Raw genomic sequence first — 25,820 nt, forward strand, 5'->3', positions numbered from 1 at the left:
TGTAATAATTGAGAGAGAGGGATTTATGGTTAAAGTGATTAATATGAGTTCTATTATTTCTCAAAATAAAACAAGCACTCGTAGTTGAGTGCTTGTTAATTTATGTGAATAGAATGAATATGACGAATAGAGTAACAATAATAGATATGATGACTTCTTTCCAGTTTTTCTCTAAAGCATATGCCACAATTGATATTAATAATCCGGCAACAATAAAGATGCTCTCTACTGATTTAAAAGGAGAACCTCCATACATAGTATCCAATATGATACGAAGGATAAATATTAATATACCTATAATAATCAATGTCCCACTAGCTATATTCAAGTAAAAGGATAATTTGTTTATATTTGTGTTTTTCTCATCTTTATTAATAGTACTCATATTATCAACTCCAATTAGCATTCTTAAATAAAATTACCAATTCGTTTAAATTTATAGTAACAAAATTTTATGATGTTTTGGAAAAGAATCTGAAAAGGTTAATGATTTTTGTCTAGTCAATTTAACTTGATTAAAAGGGGATTCCAGTTTGGCTTTTAATTAAATACTTTCTTTTGAATATTTAGTCGATATATGAATGCTATTAGTCTATCATTTGCTTATGAATCCAAGGAAAATATTGAATATGCACTTAAGAAAATACGTGAATATGTAGATGGAATCTAAGGGAAATAGAGGGATTCAGTTACTACACACATAATTGTGTTGCATTTCATGGTGTATTATGTTACTATATTATTAACAAATATTTCATTCAAATATGCACCAAATCCCCTAACTACGCCTATAGTTAGGGGATTTTTTAGTGTGGCTAAAATCGCCTATTTATCATTGCGCTTACGTAGCCAATGCGTAAACAAAGCAACGATGCAGCCACTTATCATAGTGGCTTGTTCATAGCATATGCTACTTTTCTTAATGGCAACCAAATTATACGTTTCAAATAATAGTTTAGTGAAATAGATAATTAGAGATTGATAATAAAGGAGGCTTTAATTGATGTTTAATAACAAAAAGAATGATAATCGCTTTAATGTAGAAAATGTCTCTAAGAACTCAAATGTACGTTGTTATGTATTAACTGATAAAGATACGGGCATTCAATATCTTGCGACATGGGTTAGTACAGGCGGTGGCATTACACCTTTATTAGATGAAAACGGTAATGTATCTAAAGTAGACACAACTTCATTGAAAGATGATTAATATACATATTTATTTTTAAAGGAGGTTTTACCTTGTTACCTATGATCATAGGTGGAATAGTAACTATCCTTATTTTAATAAGTATTAGCAAAGTTTTTAATGGCAATGAAAAGTAAAAGACTACATAAAATGATGTAATTATAAATGCAACGGGTAGAGCGCACTTTAAATAGTACGTTACCCGTTGCATGATTTATATTAGGGAGTGTTTTATCGTTATTTTGGATATGTGTCAACGCTCAAGTACAGAATAGGGGGGCTCTATACTTACTAGGGCTTTATCGCAAATGCGCGAACTGGGAAACCAGGTGCGTCTTTAGGTTTAGGGCTGATTGCATAAATGACGGCACCACGTGTAGGTAATTGATCTAGGTTAGTTAATAATTCGACTTGGAATGTATCTTTCCCTAAAACATATCGTTCTCCTACAATATCGCCGTTTTTAGCAATATCAACTGAAGCATCAGTATCAAATGTTTCATGGCCAACTGATTTAATATGACGTTCTTCAATTAAGAACTTGAGTGCGTCTAATCCCCAACCAGGTAAATGCTGGTTACCATCTTTATCTTTGTTTTCAAATGCTTCGATATCTGGCCAACGTTTAGACCAATCTGTGCGCAGTGCAACAAATGTACCATCTTCAATTTGACCATTTTCAGCTTCCCACTGTTCTAAATGTTCGCGAGTTACAATAAAATCTGGGTTTTCTGCAACTTCTTTTGAAAAATCTAAGACAATCAATGGTAATACTAATTCTTTTAAATCTAATTCCTCAAGATATCTTTGATTTTCAACAAAATGAATAGGTGCGTCTATGTGTGTACCATATTGGGTTACAATATTCCATCTTTGCACATAGAAACCATGTTCTTTAACTGTAAATAATGTAGATACTTCACCTTTTTCAAAATCACTGAACCTTGGAATATCAGGGTCGAAAGTATGTGTTAAATCGACCCATGTTGATTCTTTCAATTGATTTAATTGATCCCATAAAGGATAGTTTGTCATAAGCATCACCCTTAATTTATTTTATGCTGTTGTAGCATTATTTTCTTCACGTTTCTTTCTTACTGCGTTAACTAGTACAGTTAATGCTTCTTTAACCTCATCTTCTTTACGTGTTTTTAATCCGCAGTCTGGATTTACCCAGAATAATGAGCGATCAATTTGCTGTAAAGAACGATTAATAGCAGTTGTAATTTCATTTTCTGTAGGAATACGAGGACTATGGATATCATATACCCCTAAACCAATACCTAAGTCATAATTAATATCTTCAAAGTCTTTAATCAAATCACCATGACTACGAGATGTTTCAATAGAAATCACGTCTGCATCTAGATCATGGATGGCATGAATGATTTGACCAAATTGAGAATAACACATATGCGTATGAATTTGTGTTTCATCTTTGACGGATGATGTTGCTAATTTAAATGAATGTACGGCATCTTTAAGATATTGTTCATGGTATTCAGAACGAAGCGGTAAACCTTCTCGTAGGGCTGGTTCGTCTACTTGGATTACTTTAATACCATTTTCTTCTAATGCTAATACTTCAGCATCAATAGCTAAGGCGATTTGATCTTGTACTGTTTTGCGTGGGATATCTACACGTTCAAATGACCAGTTTAAAATTGTAACTGGACCAGTAAGCATACCTTTAACCGGCTTATCAGTTAAACTTTGAGCATAAACAGTTTCTTTAACTGTTAATGGCTCAGTCCATTTAACATCACCATAAATAACAGGTGGTTTTACAGCACGTGAACCATATGATTGAACCCAACCAAATTTGGTAACTAAAAATCCTTGTAATTTCTCTCCGAAGAATTCAACCATGTCGTTTCGTTCGAATTCACCATGTACAAGTACATCAAGTCCAATCTCTTCTTGAATTTTGATCCAACGAGCAATTTCATTTTCTAAAAATTCATTATAGGTTTCGTCTGAAATACGATTATTTTTCCAATCAGCACGGAATTTACGAACTTCTCGTGTTTGTGGGAATGAACCGATAGTAGTTGTTGGTAAATCTGGTAAGTTCAATCTTTCGTATTGTGCTTGCTTACGTTGTGAGAATGGTGATTGACGTTGTGTTGGAACACTATCAAAATCATACTCTAAGTTTTTAAATGACTGACTTTGGAATCGTTCATATCGAGATTTAAGTTCATCAAATTTAGTAGTGTCATTGTCGTTAAATACACGACGTAAAGCATCTAATTCATCTAATTTTTCAGTCGCAAAGCTTAAACCTTCAGCGATAGATTCATCTAGCGTTTCGTCATCTAATGAAACAGGGACGTGTAATAATGAAGATGATGGTTGAATAACAATATTTTGTGCATATTGTTGTAATGTTTCAATAAGTGATTTTTTAGATTCGATATCAGCAGCCCAAACGTTTCGGCCATCAATGATACCTGCGTATAAAGTTTTATTCTTATCAAATTCACTAGCTTTAATTTGTTCTAAGTTGAATCCATGATCATGAACGAAGTCTAATCCTAAACCGCCAACTGGTAACGTACTTAAGAATTTAAGATTTACACGTTCAAAATATGTTTGAATAACTAATTTTTCTCCTAAACCTGCTTCTGCAAAATAATCATAAGCTTCTTTAGTAATACTTTCATAACTTTCACTTTCATCTGTAACCAAGACTGGCTCATCAACTTGGATATATTCAGCGCCGGCGTCAACAAGTGATTGTAGTACTTCTTTATATAATGGAAGTAACGTTTTTACTTTTTCTTCAAATGATTGGTGACCACCTTTTGATAATTTTACGAAGGTAATCGGTCCTACAATAACAGGGTGTGCATTAACATTAATTGATTGTGCATATTTAAATCGTTCTAATAATACATTATGATTTACTTTTGGCTCCGCGTTATCCCATTCAGGTACAATGTAGTGATAATTTGTGTTAAACCATTTAATTAAGGCACTTGCGACATGTTCTTTATTACCACGTGCAATATCAAATAACAAGTCATCGTTGACTTCTCTGCCTTGGAAACGTTCCGGAATGATGTTGAATAATAATGATGTATCTAAGATATGGTCGTATAAAGAGAAATCACCTACAGGAATACTGTCTAAATTATAATTTTTTTGTAGTAAAAGGTTCTCTTTGTGTAAGTCAGTTAGTGTTTGATCTAAAGTTGGTTTATCAATTTTTTGAGCCCAATAGCTCTCGATAGCTTTCTTCCATTCTCTTTTTCTACCTAATCTTGGGAATCCTAAGTTTGATGTTTTAATTGTTGTCATAATATTGCCTCCTTATGAGTGGTAATAGATTTTGAATATGCTGCTAGTTCTAATGAATAATCGACCTTTTGAAAAGGTGTGATAATGTACAATCCATTAAAGTATTCATGTACCGTGTCGATAAGTTCCTTAGAAAGTCTAAGGCTAAGTTCTTTTGTTTTTTCTTTATCATCTTTAACTGCTTTGAATTGATTAAGTACATCTTCTGACATTTTTATGCCAGGTACTTCGTTGTGTAAAAATAGAGCATTGTTATAACTTGCGATTGGCATAATACCTATAAAGAAAGGTGTATTTAAGTGTTTCGTAGCTTCATAGACCTGTTTAATCTTTTCTTTACTATATACAGGTTGTGTTATGAAATAGCTCATACCACTTGCTACTTTCTTTTCAAGGCGTTTAACTGCTCCATCAAGTTTTCTTACATTCGGATCAAATGCTCCGGCGATGTTAAAGTTCGTATGTTTCTTCAGCGCATCACCATCTGTGTTAATACCTTGGTTAAAGCGAAGTGCGATTTCAGTTAAACCTTTTGAGTTAACATCATAGACATTAGTTGCTCCTGGTAAATGACCGACTTTGGAAGGGTCACCTGTAATGGCTAAAATTTCATTTACGCCAATTAATGATAGGCCTAACAGATGAGATTGTAAGCCTATTAGATTTCGGTCACGACAAGTAATATGAACTAACGGTTCAATGTTGAATCGTTGTTTGATAATACTTGCAGCAGCAATGTTACTAACACGGACAGTAGCTAATGAATTATCTGCTAGAGTGACGGCATCAATATCGGCATCATCAAGTTTGCCAATATTATTAAAGAATTGTTCAGTGTCTAAATGTTTAGGTGTATCAAGTTCGACTATAACTGTAGGTCCTTGTTTGACCTTTGAAGTCAGAGACTGTTTGAAACTAATATCTTTCTCGCGGTTAACTTTCTTATGAATTGGTATAACGTTTTTATGATTGACCGGTTTTAAATTAGAAACTGATGTTTTAATGTAATTAATATGTTCAGGAGTGGTGCCGCAACAACCACCTATTAATCTCACACCTTCGTGTATTAATTCCTGAGCTATATCACCAAAATATTGAGCGTTATCACTATATTTAAATTCACTATTCTTAATATCTAATAAGCTTGCGTTCGGATAGCAGGAAAGAAAAGCATTATTAGGTAATTCAATATGTGAAAATGAACGTTGCATATGATGTGGACCGTGATGACAATTGAGTCCTACAATATCTGCACCACATTCTACAAGATGTTTTAACGCATCGTTGATAGGTGTTCCATCTACCAAATAATTTGTATTTGAAGCGGTCAATTGCGCTACGATTGGAATGTCATATTTTCTTTTAGTAGAAACGATAATGCCTGTTAATTCTTCTAAATCATAATAAGTTTCGAATAATAGGGCATCTACACCTTCATCTACTAAAGTATCTATTTGATTTTCCGTGTGATATTGAATTGTTGAAAGACTTAATTCATCTTGTTTAACACCTCTAAAGCCACCAACTGTTCCTAATATGAAAGTGTCATTGTTTGCGGCTTTTTTAGCAATTTGGACAGCGGCTTTGTGAATTTCTTTAACTTTATGTTCTAAACCAAAGACTTTTAACTTTTCAAAATTGGCTCCATACGTATTGGTTTGAATAACATCAGCGCCAGCTTCTATATAGGATCGATGGATACGTTCAACCTTTTCAGGATGCGTTAAGTTATAAGCTTCAGGGCAGGTGTCCAAGCCTTCGGAATAAAGAATAGTTCCCATTGCACCGTCAGCTACTAAAACGTTGTTCTGTAATTTCTTCAGGAATTGACTCATTAAATGCCTCCTTTAAAGCGTAGTTGATGTCAGCAATGAGTTCATCCGGATTTTCTAATCCTACGCTTAAGCGGAATAATCCAAATGTAATACCTCTTTCGTTTCTAATATTTTCTGGTATTGCTGCATGTGACATGGTGGCAGGATGAGATAATATCGTCTCAACACCGCCTAAACTTACTGACACGAGTGGGATAGTAAGGGCATCTACAAATGCTTGGGCTTTTGTTTCATCTTTTAACCTAAAGCCAATAACTGCTCCACCGGTCTTAGCTTGTTTGAGATGTATTTTGTTATTTCCTGGGTAATATACTTCGGATATTTCATTTCTTTGACTTAAAAATGTTACTAGTTGTTCTGCATTTGCTACAGATTGTCTGAATCTGACAGGAAATGTTTTAAGATGTTTGGCTAATGTCCAACTATCATATGAAGATAAGGCATTTCCAGTACCATTTTGTATTAAATATAATGCGTCAGCTACATCTTCACGATTAGTGATGACCGCACCAGCTAGTAGGTCGCTATGTCCACCTAAAAACTTAGTTGCACTATGAATGACAATATCTGCACCAAGTTCTAGAGGGGATTGGCCTAGTGATGTCATAAATGTATTGTCAACTGCCAGTAATAACTGATGTGTTTTAGCTATTTTCGCAACGGCTCTTATATCTGTCACTTTAAAACAGGGATTAGATGGTGTTTCTACATAAATTAACTTCGTATTAGGTTGAACAGCTTTTTTAATATTTTCTGAATGCGTAGCGTCTACTGTTGTAAATTCGATATTAAATCGTTTTAAAATATCTTCTGTTAAGCGAAAAGTACCACCATATACATCATTAGGTAATATGACATGGTCACCAGTTTTTAAAGTAAGTAAAACTGCAGATATTGCTGCTATGCCAGAAGCAAAAGCATATCCATATTTTCCATTTTCTAAGTGTGCCAATTTTTCTTCTAAAATTGTTCTGTTTGGGTTACCACTTCTTGCATAGTCATATAACTGATTGCCACCAAGTTGATCTTGATGAAATGTTGATGAATCATAGTAAGGTGGATTTGCTGAAATATAATCTTTTCCGCGTCGTTCATCAAAAATCACTTCAGTATCTATTGATAAATTCATGAAATCACTCCTAATTTTGAATGCGCTAAAGCTTGAATAATATCTGCTTCAATATCGTTATAATCTCCTATTCCGACTGATAATCTAATTAACTGTTCATCGATACCACGTTTATCTTTCTCTACGTCAGGCATGTCAACGTGAGTTTGGGTATAAGGGAAGGTTATAAATGTTTCAGTACCGCCTAAGCTTTCAGCAAAGATGCAAATATCTAAATTTTCCAAAAATTTAGGGACGCTAAACGCCTTATTGAGGCGTAAACTTAACATTCCAGTGCGACCACTATATAGTACTTCGTCAATTGCTTCTAATTTCTGGCATTTAGTAGCTAATTTTTTAGCATTTTCTTGAGAACGGTCAATACGAAGATGTAATGTTTTAAGCCCTCTTTGTAATAAATAACTGTCTAAAGGGGAAAGGGTAGCACCTATCATATTATGAAATTGTCCCAGTTCTTCAGCTAAACTTTCATCTTTAACTGTTACTACACCAGCTAAAACATCATTGTGTCCGCCTATATATTTGGTTGCTGAATGTAAAACAATATCAGCGCCTTCTTCTAATGGTGTTGAGAGATATGGCGTTAAAAACGTATTATCAATGATTGTTAGTAAATGACGTTGTTTACTTAATACGTAATATGGTGTGACATCAATATCGATCATTTGCGGGTTTGAAATAGGTTCAATGAAAAGTGCTTTCGTTTGTGGTGTGATTGCCTTTTCAACTTCTTCATAATTTAGAAAATCAACGTATTTAAACTTCACGCCATATTGTTGTTCATAGAAATCAAATAATCTAAAAGTACCGCCGTATAAATCAAAAGCGACTAAGACTTCATCTCCTGGTTTGAATAAATTACAAACTAATTGAATCGCAGCCATTCCACTAGATGTTGCAAATGATGCAATGCCTTTCTCTAATTTAGCGAATGATTCTTCAAATGCTGAGCGAGTAGGATTTTTAGTTCTTGTATAGTCATAACCTGTTGACTGACCTAGTTGAGGATGTTGGTAAGCAGTTGATAAGTATATTGGATTTGCGATAGCTCCTGTATGATCTTTAGTTAAAGCTATTTGTGCTAGTTCTGTATCCTTCATTACTAGACCCTCCTTAATTAAAATAAAAAAGCTTCCGTCCTTTAAACCCGATAGATTCGGATGTAAAGGACGAAAGCTTTAGTTTCGTGGTACCACCTTTGTTTGCTACTTTATTGCTAAAGTAACCTCTATCAGTACACCATTTTGTTAAAATAAGAGGCACTGATAAATAATAAGAATCACAAAATTATCATTAAAAAAACTCATTAATTCAAACTGAAGAAATGAGTATTAACGATAAAATGTGCGTCTAGAAATTCCAGTACGCCATTTAACAAAATGTTAATACTGTATCGCTATAACGGGCGAACCCGTTGATACCTCGTATTGGCATCAACACTCCAAGGCCATTTTCAAACTTTCTTTCAATATCTTCTCTCAGCGTGTGAAGATTCTCTGTATAAGCAGTGTAAGTTTTACTTTCCTTTTTATAGTGTGTAAAATGTTTCGTTTTGTAATTGTTAATACATAGCTTACATATAGTAGAATCATTTGTCAACAATTTTTCTGAAAATTTAGATTAAAAAATAAATTCAGATATTAACGTTTCGCTGATGACATAGTTAAAAACATGAAAAGAATTTCTTGTAAGTTATCATTACTACTTGTGAAAAAAGATGTAAATTTTTAAAATGAATAGAGATACGATATACATCAATATCAAAGCATTAAATTCATATAGAAAGATGTGAAAAAATGGCTCATCAAGAAGATCAAAGATTAAAATTAAACAAAGATGAACATATACATTCCGTTTCATTAGCATTAATCAAAACTAATCCTTATCAACCGAGAAAAACATTTGATGAGTATAAATTAAATGATTTGGCACAATCGATAAAACAACATGGTGTATTACAACCTATTGTTTTAAGAAAAACTGTTCAAGGTTACTATATTGTTGTAGGTGAGAGACGTTTTAGAGCATCCAAACAATTAGGTTTAACTGAAATTCCTGCAATTGTTAAAGATTTATCCGATGAAGATATGATGGAATTAGCCATCATTGAGAATTTACAACGAGAAGATTTAAACGCGATTGAAGAAGCTGAAAGTTATAAGAAACTTATGGAAGATTTAAATATAACACAACAAGAAGTAGCTCAACGACTTGCTAAATCACGTCCATATATTGCCAACATGTTGCGATTATTAAAACTTCCTACTGATGTTGCTAAGATGGTGAGAAATGGTGAATTATCTGGAGCCCATGGACGTACACTATTAGGTTTAAAATCTCCTCAAAAAATGAAATCAGTAGCTAAAAAAGCAGCTAAAGAATCATGGAGTGTAAGATACTTAGAAAGTTATATCAATGATTATTTAAACCAAAACTCCACAAAGACAAATACAGACGAAACTAAATTAAATAAACCTAAATTTATTCAAAAACAAGAAAGAGAACTCAAAGAACAATATGGTGCTAAAGTTGATATATCAACTAAAAAGAATGTTGGAAAAATCACATTTGAATTCAAATCAGAAGAAGAATTTAAGTTGTTAATTAAACAACTTAATCAAAATTTTGATGAATCGTAATGATTAAAATAATTAAACTGCAATATATTAGAGCTTATAAAACCGTAGACCGATTAAAAAATCGTGATTTTAAGATATAATGATTTAATTATGAAATGATTGAGATGAGGAGGTAATTACACAATGAATCAAGTCAAACATATCCTTTCTTCTTTATTAGAACCTCTTACAAAAGTAGAAACATATGAAAACTTAGCTATTAAAATTATTACGATTTTGATTTATATTGTAGCTGCTATTATTGTAATAAGTATTTTGAACAAAGTTATAGAACAAGGATTCAAAATTCAAAACAAAAGTAAAAAAGGAAATAAAAAACGTTCCAATACGTTAATATCACTCGTGCAAAATGTAGTTAAATATATAGTTTGGTTTATTGTTATTACTACAATTTTAAGTAAATTTGGTATCAGTGTTGAAGGAATTATAGCCAGTGCTGGTGTAGTAGGGCTAGCAGTTGGTTTTGGTGCGCAAACAATAGTTAAAGATATCATAACTGGATTTTTCATTATATTTGAAAATCAATTTGATGTTGGTGACTATGTTAAAATCAATAGCGGTGGTACTACAGTCGCTGAGGGAACTGTAAAATCTATCGGGCTTAGATCAACACGTATTAATACAATTTCTGGTGAATTAACAATCTTGCCAAATGGTAGTATGGGTGAAATTACTAATTTTTCTATTACTAATGGTACATCAATTGTAGCTATACCAGTTTCAGTAGAAGAAAATTTAGATCACGTTGAGAAAGAGTTAAATAAATTATTCCAATCACTTAGAAGTAAATATTACTTATTTGTGAGTGACCCAGTAGTAGAAGGTATTGATTCTATAGATAATAATAAAGTTACTATTAGAATTTCTGCTGAAACAATACCAGGCGAAGGTGCATCTGGAGGAAGAATTATTAGAAAAGAAGTACAACGATTATTTGTTAGAGAAAATATTAAGATGCCTAAACCTATTTTTGCCCCATACGATGAGCAAAAACGTGGCTAGTTATCATTGGAGGTAATTTCATGACGTCAAATTACGGAATAAATGATATAGTAGAAATGAAAAAACAACATGCATGTGGAACAAATCGTTTTAAAATCATAAGAATGGGCGCTGATATTAGAATTAAATGTGAAAATTGTCATCGTAGTATTATGATTCCACGTCAGACGTTTAATAAAAAATTAAAGAAAATTTTAGTATCCAATCAAGATACAGAAAGTTAGGAGAATGATTAATGGCTTTAACAGCAGGTATTGTAGGATTACCAAACGTAGGGAAGTCTACACTTTTTAATGCAATTACTAAAGCGGGGGCTTTAGCTGCGAACTACCCATTCGCAACAATTGATCCAAACGTAGGAATCGTAGAAGTTCCGGATTCACGTTTATTAAAATTAGAAGAAATGGTTCAACCTAAGAAAACGATTCCGACAACATTCGAATTCACGGATATTGCTGGTATTGTTAAAGGTGCATCAAAAGGTGAAGGTCTAGGAAATAAATTCTTATCACACATTAGAGAAGTAGATGCAATTTGCCAAGTTGTACGTGCGTTTGATGATGAAAATGTTACTCACGTTTCTGGACGAGTAAATCCATTAGATGACATTGAAGTTATCAACATGGAATTAGTATTAGCAGATTTAGAGTCAGTAGAGAAACGCTTACCTAAAATTGAAAAAATGGCTCGACAAAAAGATAAAACAGCAGAAATGGAATTACGCATTTTATCAAAAATCAAAGAAACATTAGAAGAAGGTAAACCAGTACGTAGTATTGAATTCAATGATGAAGATCAAAAATGGGTTAACCAAGCACAATTATTAACCTCTAAAAAAATGTTATATATTGCTAATGTTGGTGAAGATGAAATTGGCGATGAAGAAAACGATAAAGTTAAAGCAATTCGTGATTATGCTGCACAAGAAGATTCTGAAGTAATTGTAATTAGTGCGAAAATCGAAGAAGAAATAGCAACATTAGATGACGAAGATAAAGAAATGTTCTTAGAAGATTTAGGTATCGAAGAACCAGGATTAGATCGTTTAATTCGTACAACTTATGATTTATTAGGATTATCAACATACTTCACTGCTGGTGTACAAGAAGTACGTGCATGGACATTCGTACAAGGAATGACAGCACCTCAATGTGCCGGAATTATTCATACTGACTTCGAACGTGGTTTCATTCGTGCAGAAGTAACAAGTTATAGTGATTACGTTGAACATGGTGGAGAACATGGTGCTAAAGAAGCGGGTAGACAACGCTTAGAAGGTAAAGATTATATCATGCAAGATGGCGACATTGTCCACTTCAGATTTAATGTATAAACGTTAAATAATAGGGATTATAACTACTCTAGAATATCTAGAGTAGTTTTTTATATTAAAAAAAGCAATGTAGTGCTAGGTCGGAGTTGCTTAGTGACAGACTACATTGCTTGATTTAAAAATAATTTATTTTAAAAGAAGGGAATAGTTTCGCTTGCTTTAATAATATCTGTTGTTCTAAAAAATTGTTTACCTTCACCAGTATAGGCAGGTTCTAAAATCATATTTGCTTTAGCATTATACAACCATTCTGGGTGTAAACCACAATTTAATATATCCTGAAACTCTTGAAAGTCTTTATCCCAATCTAAATTCAATTTCATGTTTAACACCTCAATATTATTATAGAACAAGTGTTCGTATTTGTGAAGTGCTTTTTATAAAAATTTACGATGTAAACCATTTTGTGTTTACGTTTGAATCTACATAGTTAGCATCTACGTTCTGGTTTAACTCAGGTGAGTAGAAGCTATCAGTATATTGCCAAAGTACTTTTTCGCGAGTTGGTTCTTGAGCTTGATATGACGCTAACCAGTAACCATCGTATGAACTAACGGCATTTGCCACATTGTTTACCATAAAATTCTCATAAGAGTAGAATAGAACTTTTTTATCGCCAGCTAATTTTTTCATTTGGTTAGCCCATGCTATTGTGGCGGTATTAGCATCGCCAGAAGTAACAGTTTGTTGTTCGTAGTCATTAACATAAAATTCAGCTTTTGGCGCACGATTATATAACATTTTCGCTTCGTAGCGAGCATCGTCAGCATTTTCATACATACTATACGAATAAACACCAAACTTCATATTGTTCTTATCTAATAGTTCAGAATTATGTTGTAAACATTTATCGACATATTCAGATCCGTATTGTCCTCGAATGATTATAAAGTCATACTTTTTCTTTAATTGTTTGACTTGAGCGTCAGTCAAATTACCTTGCCATTCAGAAATATCTAATACTCGCTCACCATTATTTGTTGTTGCTGCACGAGATTTAGTTGAAAAAGTAGAACGATTTTGTGTTTTATTTTCAGCTTTTTCTGGATGTTTTTTCATATATTGTTGATAACCATAACCCATTGTGCCTTTTTCATTTTTATTGTCATCAGTATTTTTTGAATTTTCGTCAGCGTATGATAAATTGATACCTGAAATTGTAGTTAACATCGATGCGGCTAACACCGAGTATGATACTTTCTTTAACATATATGTACTCCTTTGTTTATAAAAATTAAATGCAATTAAATTAAAAACGTAACAATGATATTATTACAATTAAATTCTATTTACAATGATGAAAATTGCACAATATACCGATAGATTTTACTATGTAGATTAATGTTTATTTTTATAAAAAGTTATTAAAAAATTTATGCAAAAATAAGTGTGCGAACATTCTAAATTAATGGATAACTGTCAGTTACTAAGCTAATGATAATTTTTGAGGACTATGTATTATTAAATATGATTGTAAAAAGTAATACTCTGTGCTATAATTCTTGATTGTGAGTAATGAAAATTATTCCTTGCTTATCACAAAAATGATGGTAAGCCGTATAGACCACAAGGAGGTGCAAATATACAATGAGAACATATGAAATTATGTACATCGTACGTCCAAACATTGAAGAAGATGCGAAAAAAGCAGTTGTAGAACGCTTTAACGGTATCTTAGCTTCAGAAGGATCAGAAGTTTTAGAAGTAAAAGACTGGGGTAAACGTCGCCTAGCTTATGAAATCAATGATTTCAAAGAAGGTTTCTATAACATCGTACGTATCAAATCAGATAACAATAGAGCTACTGACGAATTCCAACGTTTAGCTAAAATCAATGACGATATCATTCGTTACATCGTTATCCGTGAAGACCAAGATAAGTAATAATTGGACGGGGGCGTTTAAATGATAAATAGAGTTGTATTAGTAGGTCGTTTGACGAAAGATCCAGAATACAGAACCACTCCCTCAGGCGTAAGTGTAGCGACATTTACTCTAGCAGTTAATCGTACTTTCACGAATGCTCAAGGGGAACGCGAAGCAGATTTCATTAACTGTGTTGTTTTTAGAAGACAAGCAGAAAATGTAAATAACTACTTATCTAAAGGTAGTTTAGCTGGCGTTGATGGTCGCATACAGTCACGTAGTTATGAAAATCAAGAAGGTCGTCGTATCTTTGTAACTGAAGTCGTTTGTGACAGTGTTCAATTCCTTGAACCTAAGAATTCACAAAACGGCGGTGGCCAACGTTCACAAAACAACGAATTCCAAGACTACGGTCAAGGATTCGGTGGTCAACAATCAGGACAAAATACTTTGTATAACAACAATTCATCTAAATCTAATTCAAATCAATCAGATAACCCATTTGCAAATGCAAACGGACCTATTGATATTAGTGATGATGATTTACCATTCTAAAAAATAACTAATTAAAAAATAAATTAAAAGGAGGCAGTTAACCATGGCAGGTGGACCAAGAAGAGGCGGACGTCGTCGTAAAAAAGTATGCTATTTCACAGCAAATGGTATTACTCATATCGATTATAAAGACACTGAATTATTAAAACGTTTTATCTCAGAACGCGGTAAAATTTTACCACGTCGTGTAACTGGTACTTCAGCTAAATATCAACGTATGTTGACAGCTGCTATCAAACGTGCACGTCATATGGCTTTATTACCATATGTTAAAGAAGAACAATAATATATAATTTATTGTCAAACCCCGTAAGCTTAGGCTTACGGGGTTATTTTTTGTGCGTTGAAAGTTAAGGAGAGGGTAAAATATTGTGCGTCTTATAGGTTTATGTTTTTAGTACAACTTTTAGGATGCACATTATTCTAGTGGATGGTGTTTTTTATTATATTAAATAATTACTTATAACAAATAAATAATTAGTAGTGGTAATATGAAATTTAATATATAATTAAATGTAAATATATAAGGGGGGGCAAATATGGATTTAAAACCAGATAAAAAGATTGTTTCTGAAATGTTTCCAATTGAAATAGATGTGACCTATAATATTCCGATATACCAAAGAAATTATTCATGGAGAGATGAAAATATTGAAGCATTAGTCAAAGATATTGAAAAAGAAGATAGTGGCTATTACTTAGGGAATATTATAGTTACGGAAAGAAAAGATAAACCCAATTTTTACGATATTATTGATGGCCAGCAGAGGATTACTACAATATTATTAATATTACTAGCTATTTACGATAATTTAAACATTAGTATGGAAAAATTAAATCAAGAAAATGAAAAAGATTTATTTCGTGATGCAGCTAATAATCAAGGTAGAATAAAAGATAAAATCTTAAAATTAGATGGATCTTCACCCTTGTTGCTTTTATCTCCAGATAAAGAAATATATATAGATCTTTTAAATCGTATAATTAATAATGATGAGAATGCTAAGCCACATAAAAACAAGGTTTTAGGAAAAAGATATGAATTTACTAAAAATTTGTTGAGGAATAATTTCTTTGGTGAGAAGGAAATGTTAGATACAAATTGTATAGAAGATGGTACAAAAAGTCTTATACACTTTTATAATAAATTAAATAATGCCGAAATCCTCCGTATAACAGTTCCTAATCTGAATGATGGTTTTACAGTTTTTACATCATTTAATGCTAAAGGTGTACCATTAACATTAATAGATTTATTCAAATCATTTTATTTGAAAGAGACTGATGGCAATATTAGCCAACAGGAAGCTACATCGAAATGGGAAGAGTTAATTTCTATATTTTACAACGAGAATGATGAGCCTATTTCTAGTGTAGTTACGCAATTTTTACTCAATAATTATGATGCTTTTGAATCAAAGAAACAATCGTCTATAACACAAAGCTCTGCGTTAAAATTATATGAAAAAATTTTTAAGGATAAAGGTTACAAATATATAGATGAACTTATACTCAGGGCGAAAATATTTTCTAATATTAGTGGAAAAATTGAAACTCTAGATATTTTGAATTTGGATCAAGATATTCAAAAAAAATTTTTTGATCTTGAAAAACTTGAATCGACTCAAACTTACCCTATAACTTTCTTTTTACTTAATAAATATTATGAAGGTAAAGTCACTAAAGATTTGATTTCCGACTTTTTAGATTTTCTATTAACTTATTATGTAAGAAGAAACATAATATTAAAACCTAAAGCATCTAATATTCGAGCAAGAGCAATACAAAGTGTAAAAAAACTAAATGAAGTAGATATTATTGAAATAGGTAATGTTGAGAATATAAAAAATATTTTTAAAAGTATTGCTGCCACTGATGAAGATTTTAGAAATGCGCTTAATGGTCCTATTTATTTAACATCAAAGAATACAACCCGGATTATATTAGTGAATTTAGAGAGAAAACATGGTAACTTCTTTAGTAAACAAACTCCAGAAAATTTAGATAGTATTACAGATAAAGGAAATTATATATGGACTTTAGAACATATAATGCCACAGTCAGCATATAAAAATGAAAATTGGAAAGGAATTTTAACAGAAAAAGTTGAAAATGAAGAACAGCTAAAAGTGTTGATAGAAAATAATATACACAAGGTAGGGAATTTAACGTTAACTGGTTATAATTCTGAAATGAGTGCTAAAACTTTTGTTGAAAAAAGAGATTATAGGGATGGTAAAACTAATAAAGAAACAGGATTGAAAACCAAATTATTTTTAAATGAATCGATTTCTGGGGAAAAAAAAGATATAAATGATAAAGAAATTTGGGATATAAAAGACATTGAAAGAAGAACAAAAGAGTTAATTAATTATATATTGCCTATGTATAGTTTTGAATAGCAATTTGGATCATGTAATTCCAAAGTATAGAGATATAATTTTAAAATTAGTCCTAAGTATAAAAATTTGCTAAGTTATGAGTATACACGCTCATAGTCTTTCAAAAAGAAAATTCGTAGCATAGAATGTTATTTTAACAGATTTATAAACACTAATGATAATTAATAGAATAAAAGCATATAAAAGAAGAACAATAATATATAATTTATTGTCACCCCCCGTAAGCTTAGGCTTACGGGGTTATTTTTGTGTTTTTTAAAACTAGAGATAAGGCAATGTACGAATGATTTAGAAAAGATAGGTAAGTAATATCTTAATATTATTAAAAATCTTATCAATGAATATGCTCCATTAAATAGGGGAAGTAAGTAGAGTAAATTAAATCGCTTGTTACAACTTGTTATTAGAAGTAACGAGTTAATAAAAAATACGTTAGGAGTATTGTTGATGGATAATATTAAAGGTATTAATCATGTAGGTTTAACTGTTCCCAATATCGATGAAGCAACAAAATTTTTAAAAAATGCATTTGGAGCAAAAGTTGCTTATGATGGATTAACTTATGATGACGAACCTCGTAAGGGTAAAGAGGTTGAGAGAATGCTTGGTTTATCAGAAGGAGCAGAAATTATAAAGCAAAGAATGATTGTCATAGGTAATGGCGCCAATATAGAAATGTTTGAAATTCAAAATAGTGATCAAAAATCACCTTTAAGATTAGAGGATTTAGGTTTTAATCATATTTCAATTTTTGTAGAAGATATGGATGTAGCAATCAAACAAGCAGTAGAAGCAGGAGCAATACCTTTATCAGAAAAACATGATAATTCTAGATATGAAGATAGTGAAAATAGTAGTAGTGTTTATTTAAAAACTGAATGGAACTTATTGATAGAATTGCAATGTATTCCAAACGGATATTACTATCCAAATGATAGTGAAGCAGAAGTATTTATTCCTGAATAAAGTCAAATATAAATCATCAAAAAAGCTATGGTTAAGACACTTGATAATAAATGTCATAACCATAGCTTTTTCCTATTTATTCTTACTAACATGGCCAATAATATATGAAGTTAAGCTGCTACAAATAATTAATAGAATTAAAAATGTCATTAAATATATTTGTTTACTTTCCACATGAAATCCGATTTCAAACTGACCGTGTAAATGACCTTTGATAAAGAAGTTAAGCGTAATAATAGATAGGATTAGAATAATTGAAATAGCACTCAACACATCGAAGCATATTTTAAAAAAGGATAGTTTATTTTTCTTCATATAATGCATCCTCCCATAATCATTATGTTAACAACCATCCCATTGAGTTAGTAGTTATTTATTTTTGTTAAATTAATCGCAATTAAAAATTTTAAACTAATGATTAATAAGAATCAATCAATAAATATCTATTTATTTACTGAATTTAATAAATTTTTATCCAAATTCGTTTTGAATAGTGAATATGGGGTATACACCTTAAGTAGACAATATAATAATTACATATTGAAAGGAGTGAAGATACATGGGTCTAATAGGAATGATCATCGTAGGTGGTCTTATCGGTTGGATTGCAGGCGCAATTCTTGGTAAAGATATCCCAGGCGGTATTTTAGGTAATGTTATTGCTGGTATCGTTGGTGCTTGGGTTGGTTCAATGATTTTTGGACATTGGGGTCCAGAATTAGGTAGAATTTATATCTTCCCAGCATTACTAGGTTCAATTATTTTAATTTTTGTAGTTTCTTTAATCTTAAAAGCTTTAAGAAAAAAATAATTGAAATATAGTTATAGAGATGACCTTCGAAAATAAGGACATCTCTATTTTTGTATATCATTTTATTTTGGAATTGTAAGTATCAGTTTATCATTCTACGTATATGCTTGCTAAAATGGTCATTAGAAGTGTTAAAAGACAAGAAAGAAGGATAATATTTTGAATTCTAATTGATTGTTGGCCATAACCCTTCTTTTTAAATACATAGAATAGGTAACTCCATGACAACATAACTAGTATGCCTAATATTATAATAAGTGTTTTCATAAAAACCCTCCTCATTTATTTTGCACCCTAAAAGATAGTTAATAAATAAAGTAAATGGTTTTTAAATAATTTATAAAATGCAAATTGCAATATCACTTAAATTTTTGCATAAAAAGAGGATGACGCTGGGTAACGCCATCCAGGAGTATTATGTTCATGAATATAAAAGACTTTGTAGTTACTTAATAACTACATGTACATAGTATCATGAATCAAATTAAAATACCAATTAAAACAACTTAATTCTATTAATATTTTTTTGTTGTACACATTTAATTTTAATTATGCAATCATATTTGAATATGTTTAATTCTATTAATTTTATATACATAAATTGTTAGTCTATTCTCAATATTTTTCGTTTTGTTGTATGTTTATGCGACTCTTGATAGGATACTATTATGGAGGGATTCATCATGGAAGGTATTGTAACGTTTATTTTAATTTCACTATTAATGATTATCGTACCGGGACCAGATTTTCTAATCGTCATGAAGAATACTGTCCATTCTGGAAAAAGAAATGGTATGTTAGCTGCATTGGGCATTACGACTGGTCATATTGTTTATGCGAGTTTAGCTATTTTCGGAATTATATACATATTAACAAGTTTATATTACGTCTTTCTATTAATTAAAATATTTGGGGCGTGTTACTTAATTTATTTAGGTATTCGTTCTATTTTGTCAGCGCGTCAGTCTATGTCTTTTAATGATCAAAAGCAAAATTTAAACAAAGTTTCATATCTTTCATCGTATAGACAAGGATTTTTAAGTACCATATTAAATCCTAAAGCATTACTTTATTACGTGAGTATACTGCCTCAATTTTTATCACAAGGAAATATACATATGACATCTCAAGTGGCGATTTTAGTCTTATCTGTAGTGTTAGTCGTATGTTGTTGGTTTTTATTTTGTGTATTCATATTCCAATATATTAAATTATTATTCAGTAATCCGAAAATTAAAGCAATTTTTGATTATGCAGTAGGTATTATTTTGATCGGCCTATCAATTAATTTATTATTAAGTAAATCAAGTTAAGTATATTAGGGTGGGAATTAATGTGAAAGTATATTTAGTAAGACATGGTGAATCTAAATCAAATTATGATAATAAGCACGGAGAACCTTATTTCTGTGGTCAACTTAATGTGCCATTAACTGAAAAGGGGACTGAAAGTGCACAAGCATTAGTAAGTTACTTTGCGAATAAAACGATTGACCATGTGTACGTATCAAGTTTATTGAGAACACAGCAAACATATGAAGCAATATTTCCATACAATATTCCTACGACTTCTACAGATTTACTTAAAGAGAGATCATTAGGTGTATTTGAAGGTAAATTTAAAAAAGAGGTTTCGGAAGATCAGCATTTTTATAAATATTTTAATGACGATAATTACAAAGATTTTCGCCATAGCTTTACTCAAAAAGCACCTGAAGGAGAAAGTTATCAAGATGTTTATGATAGAGTTTCGATGTTTTTCGATACGATTGTAGATGAAAAGGCAGAAGAGATTGTTATTGTAGCGCATCAAGTTGTTATTAGATGTCTATTTGTTTATTTAGAGCAACTAACAAAAGACGAAGCATTAACTGCTAACGTTGAAAACTGTAAGCCATATTTGATTGAAATATAATAAAAAAAGTGAAATGCGTGTATAATACAAACGCATTTCACTTTTTTTATAAATTAAGACAGCCGGGTGTCTTGTTTTATGAATTTTGTTTCTTCTGTTTGGGATATCCTACAATTAAAGTGACGAATGTACTAATAATAATTAAAATAACAGAAATTGCAGCAGTAATACCGACTGAATAGTCTTCTAGGATAAATGCGACAACAGCTAATCCAGACCAAGGTACAATTGCAATAATTTGTAGAACGCTAGATATAATTCTAGTAGTAAGATGATTGAAAATACTTAAAATAAGTGCAGGTAGCGCAAATGCAACTACAGTACCAATAGCAGTCCAAAGTTCTGCAGGTTTATCTAAGCTTATTGTATGTGGGCCTGTCGGATGCTTAGCGCACATAATGATTGTAGCAACAGTTGATAAAATTGCAATAATCACAAAAATTACGCGACGTTTCATGTTCTCACTCCTATAAATATATGTTGTTTTTAAAATTTTGCTCATTTATTAGTGTGACTAAGTATTGTAATGATGTCAATGTTACGATAAATGCGTATAACCAAATAAATACAGCATACAAAAAGCTTCTACTCGATTAGTTTTCATAATGAAACTTACCGAATAGAAGCTTATTTACTATTTATCAAAAACGTCTGTCTTGATATTTTTCTTATCCAAGAATGATTTGATTTTATCTTGTTGTTTTTTATTTACATCGCCTGCATAGTTAGTTGGCACATCAACAACATTGATTGAATTTTGAGGTTGATAGTTTAATTGTTCAATCTCTTCATCGACATCAGCAATAGTACTATTTAATGCTTTGAAATATTTGATAATACGATTGGTTGGATCTTTATATTCATTTGGAATTTTATTATTATTCACGAATTTTTTGAAGTGTAAGTCGTTTTTAACAGCCAAATTAGATAGTTCACTTAAACGATCTGATTGTTTTTTAGTAATCTTTTTACTGCTATCACTTTGACGATCTAATTGGTGTTGGATAACGTACTTATTATCAAGAATATCGCTATTGACTTGTAAATATTTTTCAAGTGCTTTGTTCATTTCATCTTCACTTATTGTTGCATTCTTTTTGTTAGAAGTGAAAATATCTTTTTCTTTTAATTGCTTAGCATTTTTAGGTGCATGAGCATTACTATGTGAATCTTGATCATTGTCATCTTCACTTTTATTGGCACAAGCTGATAGTACAAGTGCAAATGATAAGATTAACGTGAGTAGGACTCTTTTCTTCATTAGGTTTGGTACTCCTTTTATTCGTACAATATTCATTGTGTTTAATTTATTATATATTATAGCGTATCACGTATCAAAAATGATTTGAATGTTTAAGCATTGATTAAATAATGAACTATGAACATTTTGTGTACGTTCATTATTTAGTGGAATTCAAGATTTCTTGAACTGTAAAACCACGTGTACTCCATAATCTCAGATGAGTCCAACCTTTTTCTATTTGTTTGCTCAATGTTTTATCTGGAACTGGTAAAATCTTATCCTCTTTAATAAGATTGTTCATCATTTCAACAGCATTTTCTTCATCGGGTGCTATTCTTAAATGAAATAGTATATACTGAACGGCTTTTTCTTTTTCAATATCATCATTTGCTTTAATGTTATTTCTAATGAATTTAATGAACTGTTTAAGTTTGGTATTGCGTTCATAATACTCATTGTTTACATATGTTAGCAGTTCATCTAAATTGTCTGGTACATAGAACTCTTTAAATGGGTCATCAATATCACTACTATTTGTTAACAAAGGAATGACAGGATGTAATAGCATATCGTTTTGAATAGTGACTAAACGATTGATACCCATATCTTTAATCTCATCTTTGATGTCATTTTGGGTCATCTCTTTATTGTATAGATGTTTCATCAAATAGGACACACGCTCTAAAGAAGCATAACCATACAGATTTGTGATTGCAATATAGATATTTAGAGGTGTAACGTAATGTTGTTTTTTAGGATCATTTTTAAAATGCTTCAATTGCTCTTGCACTAAATTTTGACGGATTTCTGGATCCATATAATTTTCTATGTTAACTGATTCTAATGAACTGTTATCTAACTCGTCTGGATTATTTTCCTCAAATGCCTCAATGATATCATTTTTAGTAAAATTGTCTTCAGAATCTGCTAAGCTATCAAAGTCACCTAAACTATCCCAACCAGTTAAATCATCCTCAATTTCAGAGATTAATGAATGTTCTGCTAGTGATTCAAATATATTATCTTTTTGAGTGCCGATTCTTTCAATTTGGTCATCAATAACCGATTCTAAGCCACCAGTTGACTGAATATATTTATCTATAAAATCTAATGCGTCATATGGTATCGAAACGATATTATAACGTGCATTGTAGTTGAATATAAATGAATAATTGAATAACTGTGATGGTGAAGTGAGTTCTTGAACGTCATTAACTGTTGATGCGATATCTATATTGGAAGTGTAATTTTTGTCGTTTTCATATATAGATTGAAATATAAATAATGTTGAATTTGTAAATTGATTGAATACACGTTCTAACAATTCATTATTTTCAAAGAATGTATCATTGATTAATTTCACAGCATCAGCTTTTTTTAATTTTGAAGTATTTTTAAATTCGTAAAATTTTAAGATGTTTTGAATATCTTTTGCTTTTAAAGTTGTTAAATAATCTTTTAAATTAGTATGTTCTATATTGTAACGTACTTTTTCATCTAGCTTTTTAAATTCTTTTAGCAATTGCTTGTTATCATTATCTAAGTCTTTATATTCATAGAGTCCAGTAAAAACATATTCATTTACCTTATTTAAATAGATAGGGTCTATAATATATTCATCTGTAGATTCTTTATAGAAGAATCCTAATTGATCTGTTAATTTGCAAGTAGTCTTTATGTCTTCATTAACGTTAACAGTTGATGAAGCATCCTTTAACAAGTTTTCGATGTATGTTTGTTCGTCTTTTCCCATATTGTTATAAATAAGGTTCACATTGTGTGGTTGAAAAGCAATATGTAAGGTTTCGAGTGGTGAAAGTTTTCTAGGGATGTCTAAAAATGTTTGGATTTCATAAATTTTCACTTTAGTAATATGATTTAAGGTATTCATAATAGCTCCTTTAAAATATATGATGTGTGATGGATTTAGACTAGAAAACAGTTTACGTCATAATGTAAAAACCCAACGATGTTAAAAGATAAAAATTTTTCATTACTTATATCATAACATGTTTATTGAATATAATAATAAAAAAACAGAATTCCATTAAGGAATTCTGTTTTGAAGATATATTTTAATGAAACGTTTTATAGCGGGTATTAATTTCTAATAATATAATCGAATGCGTTTAGGGCAGCATTTGCGCCTGCACCCATAGAAATAATGATTTGTTTGTTTTTCTGATCAGTCACGTCACCAGCGGCAAAGATACCTGGAACGTTTGTGCTGTTATTATTATCAATAACAACTTCTCCACGACCATTTAATTCAACAGCATCTGATATCCATGCTGTGTTAGGTACTAAACCGATTTGTACAAAGATACCATCTAAATTAACCACTTGTTCTTCGCCAGTGTTCATATCTTCGTATTTAATACCAGTGACATGGTCTTCACCAATAACTTCTGTTGTTCTTGCTTTAGTTTTGATATCAACATTTGATAATGAACGTAAACGATTTTGAAGTACACTGTCAGCTTTCAATTCTTCTGAATATTCGAAGACAGTGACATGCTTAACAATTCCAGCTAAATCAATCGCTGCTTCAACACCTGAGTTACCGCCACCGATTACTGCAACGTCTTTGTTTTCAAATAAAGGACCATCACAGTGAGGGCAGAAAGCAACACCTTTGTTGAGTAAACGATCTTCGCCTGGAATATTAAGTTTACGCCAACTTGCACCTGTAGAAATGATGGCTGTTTTAGTTTCTAGTACAGCATCGTTTTCTAACGTAACGCGAATTGCACTATCTGTTTTTTCAATATTAGTAGCACGAATACCAGTCATAGTATCAATGTCGTATTGAGCAATATGGTCTGCTAAATGAGATGAAAATTCAGAACCTGTTGTTTCTTTAACAGTAATGAAGTTTTCAATACCAGCAGTATCATTAACTTGTCCACCAATGCGGTCAGCCACAATACCAGTGCGTAAACCTTTACGTGCCGTATAAATTGCAGCACTACCACTTGCTGGACCGCCACCGATAACTAATACATCATAAGGGTCTTTGCCTTCGAATTCTGATGCGTCAGCAGTACTTCCTAATTGGTTAAGAATATCTTGAATTGACATACGGCCGTTACCAAACTCTTCTCCATCTAAGAAGACAGCAGGTACTGCCATGATGTTTTCAGATTCTTCACGGAATACTGCACCGTCAATCATTGTATGTGTAATGTTAGGGTTGATTACACTCATTAAGTTTAATGCTTGAACAACATCTGGACATTTTTGACAAGTTAAACTTACAAAGGTTTCAAAATGGAATGAACCTTCTAGGCCTTTAATTTGATCAATAACAGATTGTTGTTCTTTAGGTGGACGGCCACTTACTTGTAAAATAGCTAATACAAGTGAGTTAAATTCGTGACCTAAAGGAATACCTGCGAAAGTAATACCAGTTTCTTCGCCTGGGCGATTTACTGAGAAACTAGGTGTACGTTTCAATTCTTTTTCAGTAAGAGTGATGTGAGATGACATCTCTGTTACTTCATCTAATAATTCTTTTAATTCTTTAGATTTATCATCAGAGCCAAGGCTAGCGACGAATTCAACGTCGCCTTCCATTAGCTCAAGTAATTGTTGTAATTGTTGTTTTAAATCAGCATTAAGCATAATTAATTA

26 protein-coding genes and 1 other annotated feature are annotated in these 25,820 nt (G+C 31.5%); of the genes, 13 read left to right on the forward strand and 13 right to left on the reverse strand.

Going from position 1 to position 25,820, the window contains the following annotated elements; genetic code table 11:
* Positions 1-100: 100 nt before the first annotated feature.
* The gene (locus tag Q4528_RS06000) at positions 101-406 is read right to left on the reverse strand and encodes a hypothetical protein (RefSeq protein ID WP_303520847.1); all 306 of its coding nucleotides are present in this window, start codon (positions 404-406) and stop codon (positions 101-103) included.
* 419 nt (positions 407-825) lie between these two features.
* Entirely contained in the window at positions 826-909 is an 84-nt protein-coding gene (locus Q4528_RS06005; protein ID WP_225880645.1) for a type I toxin-antitoxin system Fst family toxin, read from the reverse strand.
* A gap of 94 nt (positions 910-1,003) precedes the next feature.
* Here Q4528_RS06005 and Q4528_RS06010 point away from each other — a divergent pair, with 94 nt between their 5' ends.
* Complete coding sequence (locus Q4528_RS06010) at positions 1,004-1,210, forward strand: DUF6440 family protein (RefSeq protein WP_017637506.1); 207 nt, start codon at positions 1,004-1,006, stop codon at positions 1,208-1,210.
* A gap of 270 nt (positions 1,211-1,480) precedes the next feature.
* Here Q4528_RS06010 and Q4528_RS06015 read toward each other — a convergent pair whose 3' ends face one another.
* Genes Q4528_RS06015 through Q4528_RS06035 form a run of 5 tightly spaced genes read right to left on the reverse strand, consistent with a single transcriptional unit; the run spans position 1,481 to position 8,556 of the window.
* The gene (locus tag Q4528_RS06015; protein ID WP_046467350.1) at positions 1,481-2,224 is read right to left on the reverse strand and encodes a cyclase family protein; all 744 of its coding nucleotides are present in this window, start codon (positions 2,222-2,224) and stop codon (positions 1,481-1,483) included.
* Positions 2,225-2,245: 21 nt separating this feature from the next.
* Entirely contained in the window at positions 2,246-4,492 is a 2,247-nt protein-coding gene (metE, locus tag Q4528_RS06020) for a 5-methyltetrahydropteroyltriglutamate--homocysteine S-methyltransferase (RefSeq protein ID WP_046467351.1), read from the reverse strand.
* Positions 4,489-6,327: a bifunctional homocysteine S-methyltransferase/methylenetetrahydrofolate reductase gene (locus Q4528_RS06025; RefSeq protein WP_029056599.1), complete on the reverse strand. Its 1,839-nt coding sequence runs from the start codon at positions 6,325-6,327 to the stop codon at positions 4,489-4,491. Before Q4528_RS06025 ends, metE begins: the two co-directional genes overlap by 4 nt.
* Positions 6,281-7,456 (reverse strand): cystathionine beta-lyase MetC, encoded by a 1,176-nt coding sequence (metC, locus tag Q4528_RS06030; protein ID WP_303520852.1) that lies wholly within the window; start codon positions 7,454-7,456, stop codon positions 6,281-6,283. The genes Q4528_RS06025 and metC overlap by 47 nt, the downstream gene beginning before the upstream one ends.
* Entirely contained in the window at positions 7,453-8,556 is a 1,104-nt protein-coding gene (locus Q4528_RS06035; RefSeq protein ID WP_046467353.1) for a PLP-dependent transferase, read from the reverse strand. Before Q4528_RS06035 ends, metC begins: the two co-directional genes overlap by 4 nt.
* 62 nt (positions 8,557-8,618) lie before the next feature.
* Positions 8,619-8,997 (reverse strand) — a binding site (T-box leader).
* Between the two features lie 255 nt (positions 8,998-9,252).
* Here Q4528_RS06035 and Q4528_RS06040 point away from each other — a divergent pair.
* The 4 genes from Q4528_RS06040 to ychF all read left to right on the forward strand — a co-directional run bounded on the left by Q4528_RS06040 (position 9,253) and on the right by ychF (position 12,430).
* Positions 9,253-10,095, forward strand: coding sequence for a ParB/RepB/Spo0J family partition protein (locus Q4528_RS06040; protein ID WP_046467354.1), 843 nt, complete (start codon positions 9,253-9,255; stop codon positions 10,093-10,095).
* Positions 10,096-10,218: 123 nt separating this feature from the next.
* A complete protein-coding gene (locus tag Q4528_RS06045; RefSeq protein ID WP_046467355.1) occupies positions 10,219-11,097 on the forward strand; it encodes a mechanosensitive ion channel family protein in 879 nt (292 codons plus the stop codon).
* Between the two features lie 20 nt (positions 11,098-11,117).
* The gene (locus tag Q4528_RS06050) at positions 11,118-11,321 is read left to right on the forward strand and encodes a DUF951 domain-containing protein (RefSeq protein WP_017637499.1); all 204 of its coding nucleotides are present in this window, start codon (positions 11,118-11,120) and stop codon (positions 11,319-11,321) included.
* An 11-nt stretch (positions 11,322-11,332) separates the two neighbouring features.
* Complete coding sequence (gene ychF, locus Q4528_RS06055) at positions 11,333-12,430, forward strand: redox-regulated ATPase YchF (RefSeq protein WP_017637498.1); 1,098 nt, start codon at positions 11,333-11,335, stop codon at positions 12,428-12,430.
* Between the two features lie 131 nt (positions 12,431-12,561).
* On the opposite strand, the gene Q4528_RS06060 is transcribed toward ychF, so the two are convergent.
* Entirely contained in the window at positions 12,562-12,753 is a 192-nt protein-coding gene (locus Q4528_RS06060; protein WP_017637497.1) for a hypothetical protein, read from the reverse strand.
* A 64-nt stretch (positions 12,754-12,817) separates the two neighbouring features.
* On the reverse strand, positions 12,818-13,639 hold the full coding sequence (locus tag Q4528_RS06065) for a GH25 family lysozyme (protein WP_046467356.1): 822 nt from the start codon (positions 13,637-13,639) through the stop codon (positions 12,818-12,820).
* Positions 13,640-14,017: 378 nt separating this feature from the next.
* Here Q4528_RS06065 and rpsF point away from each other — a divergent pair, with 378 nt between their 5' ends.
* The 8 genes from rpsF to Q4528_RS06105 all read left to right on the forward strand — a co-directional run bounded on the left by rpsF (position 14,018) and on the right by Q4528_RS06105 (position 20,944).
* On the forward strand, positions 14,018-14,314 hold the full coding sequence (gene rpsF / locus Q4528_RS06070) for a 30S ribosomal protein S6 (protein WP_017637495.1): 297 nt from the start codon (positions 14,018-14,020) through the stop codon (positions 14,312-14,314).
* 21 nt (positions 14,315-14,335) lie between these two features.
* Positions 14,336-14,851, forward strand: a complete 516-nt coding sequence (ssb, locus tag Q4528_RS06075) for a single-stranded DNA-binding protein (RefSeq protein WP_046467357.1) — start codon at positions 14,336-14,338, stop codon at positions 14,849-14,851.
* 43 nt (positions 14,852-14,894) lie between these two features.
* Positions 14,895-15,137: a 30S ribosomal protein S18 gene (gene rpsR, locus Q4528_RS06080; RefSeq protein ID WP_002451519.1), complete on the forward strand. Its 243-nt coding sequence runs from the start codon at positions 14,895-14,897 to the stop codon at positions 15,135-15,137.
* A 253-nt stretch (positions 15,138-15,390) separates the two neighbouring features.
* A complete protein-coding gene (locus tag Q4528_RS06085; RefSeq protein ID WP_046467358.1) occupies positions 15,391-17,253 on the forward strand; it encodes a DUF262 domain-containing protein in 1,863 nt (620 codons plus the stop codon).
* A 447-nt stretch (positions 17,254-17,700) separates the two neighbouring features.
* Positions 17,701-18,219: a VOC family protein gene (locus Q4528_RS06090; RefSeq protein ID WP_029056593.1), complete on the forward strand. Its 519-nt coding sequence runs from the start codon at positions 17,701-17,703 to the stop codon at positions 18,217-18,219.
* A 559-nt stretch (positions 18,220-18,778) separates the two neighbouring features.
* Positions 18,779-19,030, forward strand: coding sequence for a GlsB/YeaQ/YmgE family stress response membrane protein (locus Q4528_RS06095; RefSeq protein WP_046467359.1), 252 nt, complete (start codon positions 18,779-18,781; stop codon positions 19,028-19,030).
* Between the two features lie 683 nt (positions 19,031-19,713).
* A complete protein-coding gene (locus tag Q4528_RS06100; protein WP_303520858.1) occupies positions 19,714-20,343 on the forward strand; it encodes a LysE family translocator in 630 nt (209 codons plus the stop codon).
* A 22-nt stretch (positions 20,344-20,365) separates the two neighbouring features.
* On the forward strand, positions 20,366-20,944 hold the full coding sequence (locus tag Q4528_RS06105; RefSeq protein ID WP_046467361.1) for a histidine phosphatase family protein: 579 nt from the start codon (positions 20,366-20,368) through the stop codon (positions 20,942-20,944).
* Between the two features lie 76 nt (positions 20,945-21,020).
* On the opposite strand, the gene Q4528_RS06110 is transcribed toward Q4528_RS06105, so the two are convergent.
* The 4 genes from Q4528_RS06110 to ahpF form a co-directional block, all read right to left on the reverse strand.
* A complete protein-coding gene (locus tag Q4528_RS06110) occupies positions 21,021-21,401 on the reverse strand; it encodes a YdeH family membrane protein (protein WP_017638452.1) in 381 nt (126 codons plus the stop codon).
* Positions 21,402-21,578: 177 nt separating this feature from the next.
* Positions 21,579-22,205, reverse strand: coding sequence for an NDxxF motif lipoprotein (locus Q4528_RS06115; RefSeq protein WP_017638451.1), 627 nt, complete (start codon positions 22,203-22,205; stop codon positions 21,579-21,581).
* A gap of 139 nt (positions 22,206-22,344) precedes the next feature.
* Positions 22,345-24,078, reverse strand: coding sequence for a hypothetical protein (locus tag Q4528_RS06120; protein WP_303520859.1), 1,734 nt, complete (start codon positions 24,076-24,078; stop codon positions 22,345-22,347).
* Between the two features lie 209 nt (positions 24,079-24,287).
* Positions 24,288-25,811, reverse strand: a complete 1,524-nt coding sequence (ahpF, locus tag Q4528_RS06125; RefSeq protein WP_046467363.1) for an alkyl hydroperoxide reductase subunit F — start codon at positions 25,809-25,811, stop codon at positions 24,288-24,290.
* Positions 25,812-25,820 lie beyond the last annotated feature (9 nt).

The sequence above is a fragment of the Staphylococcus pasteuri genome, assembly GCF_030547725.1.
GTDB lineage: Bacteria > Bacillota > Bacilli > Staphylococcales > Staphylococcaceae > Staphylococcus > Staphylococcus pasteuri.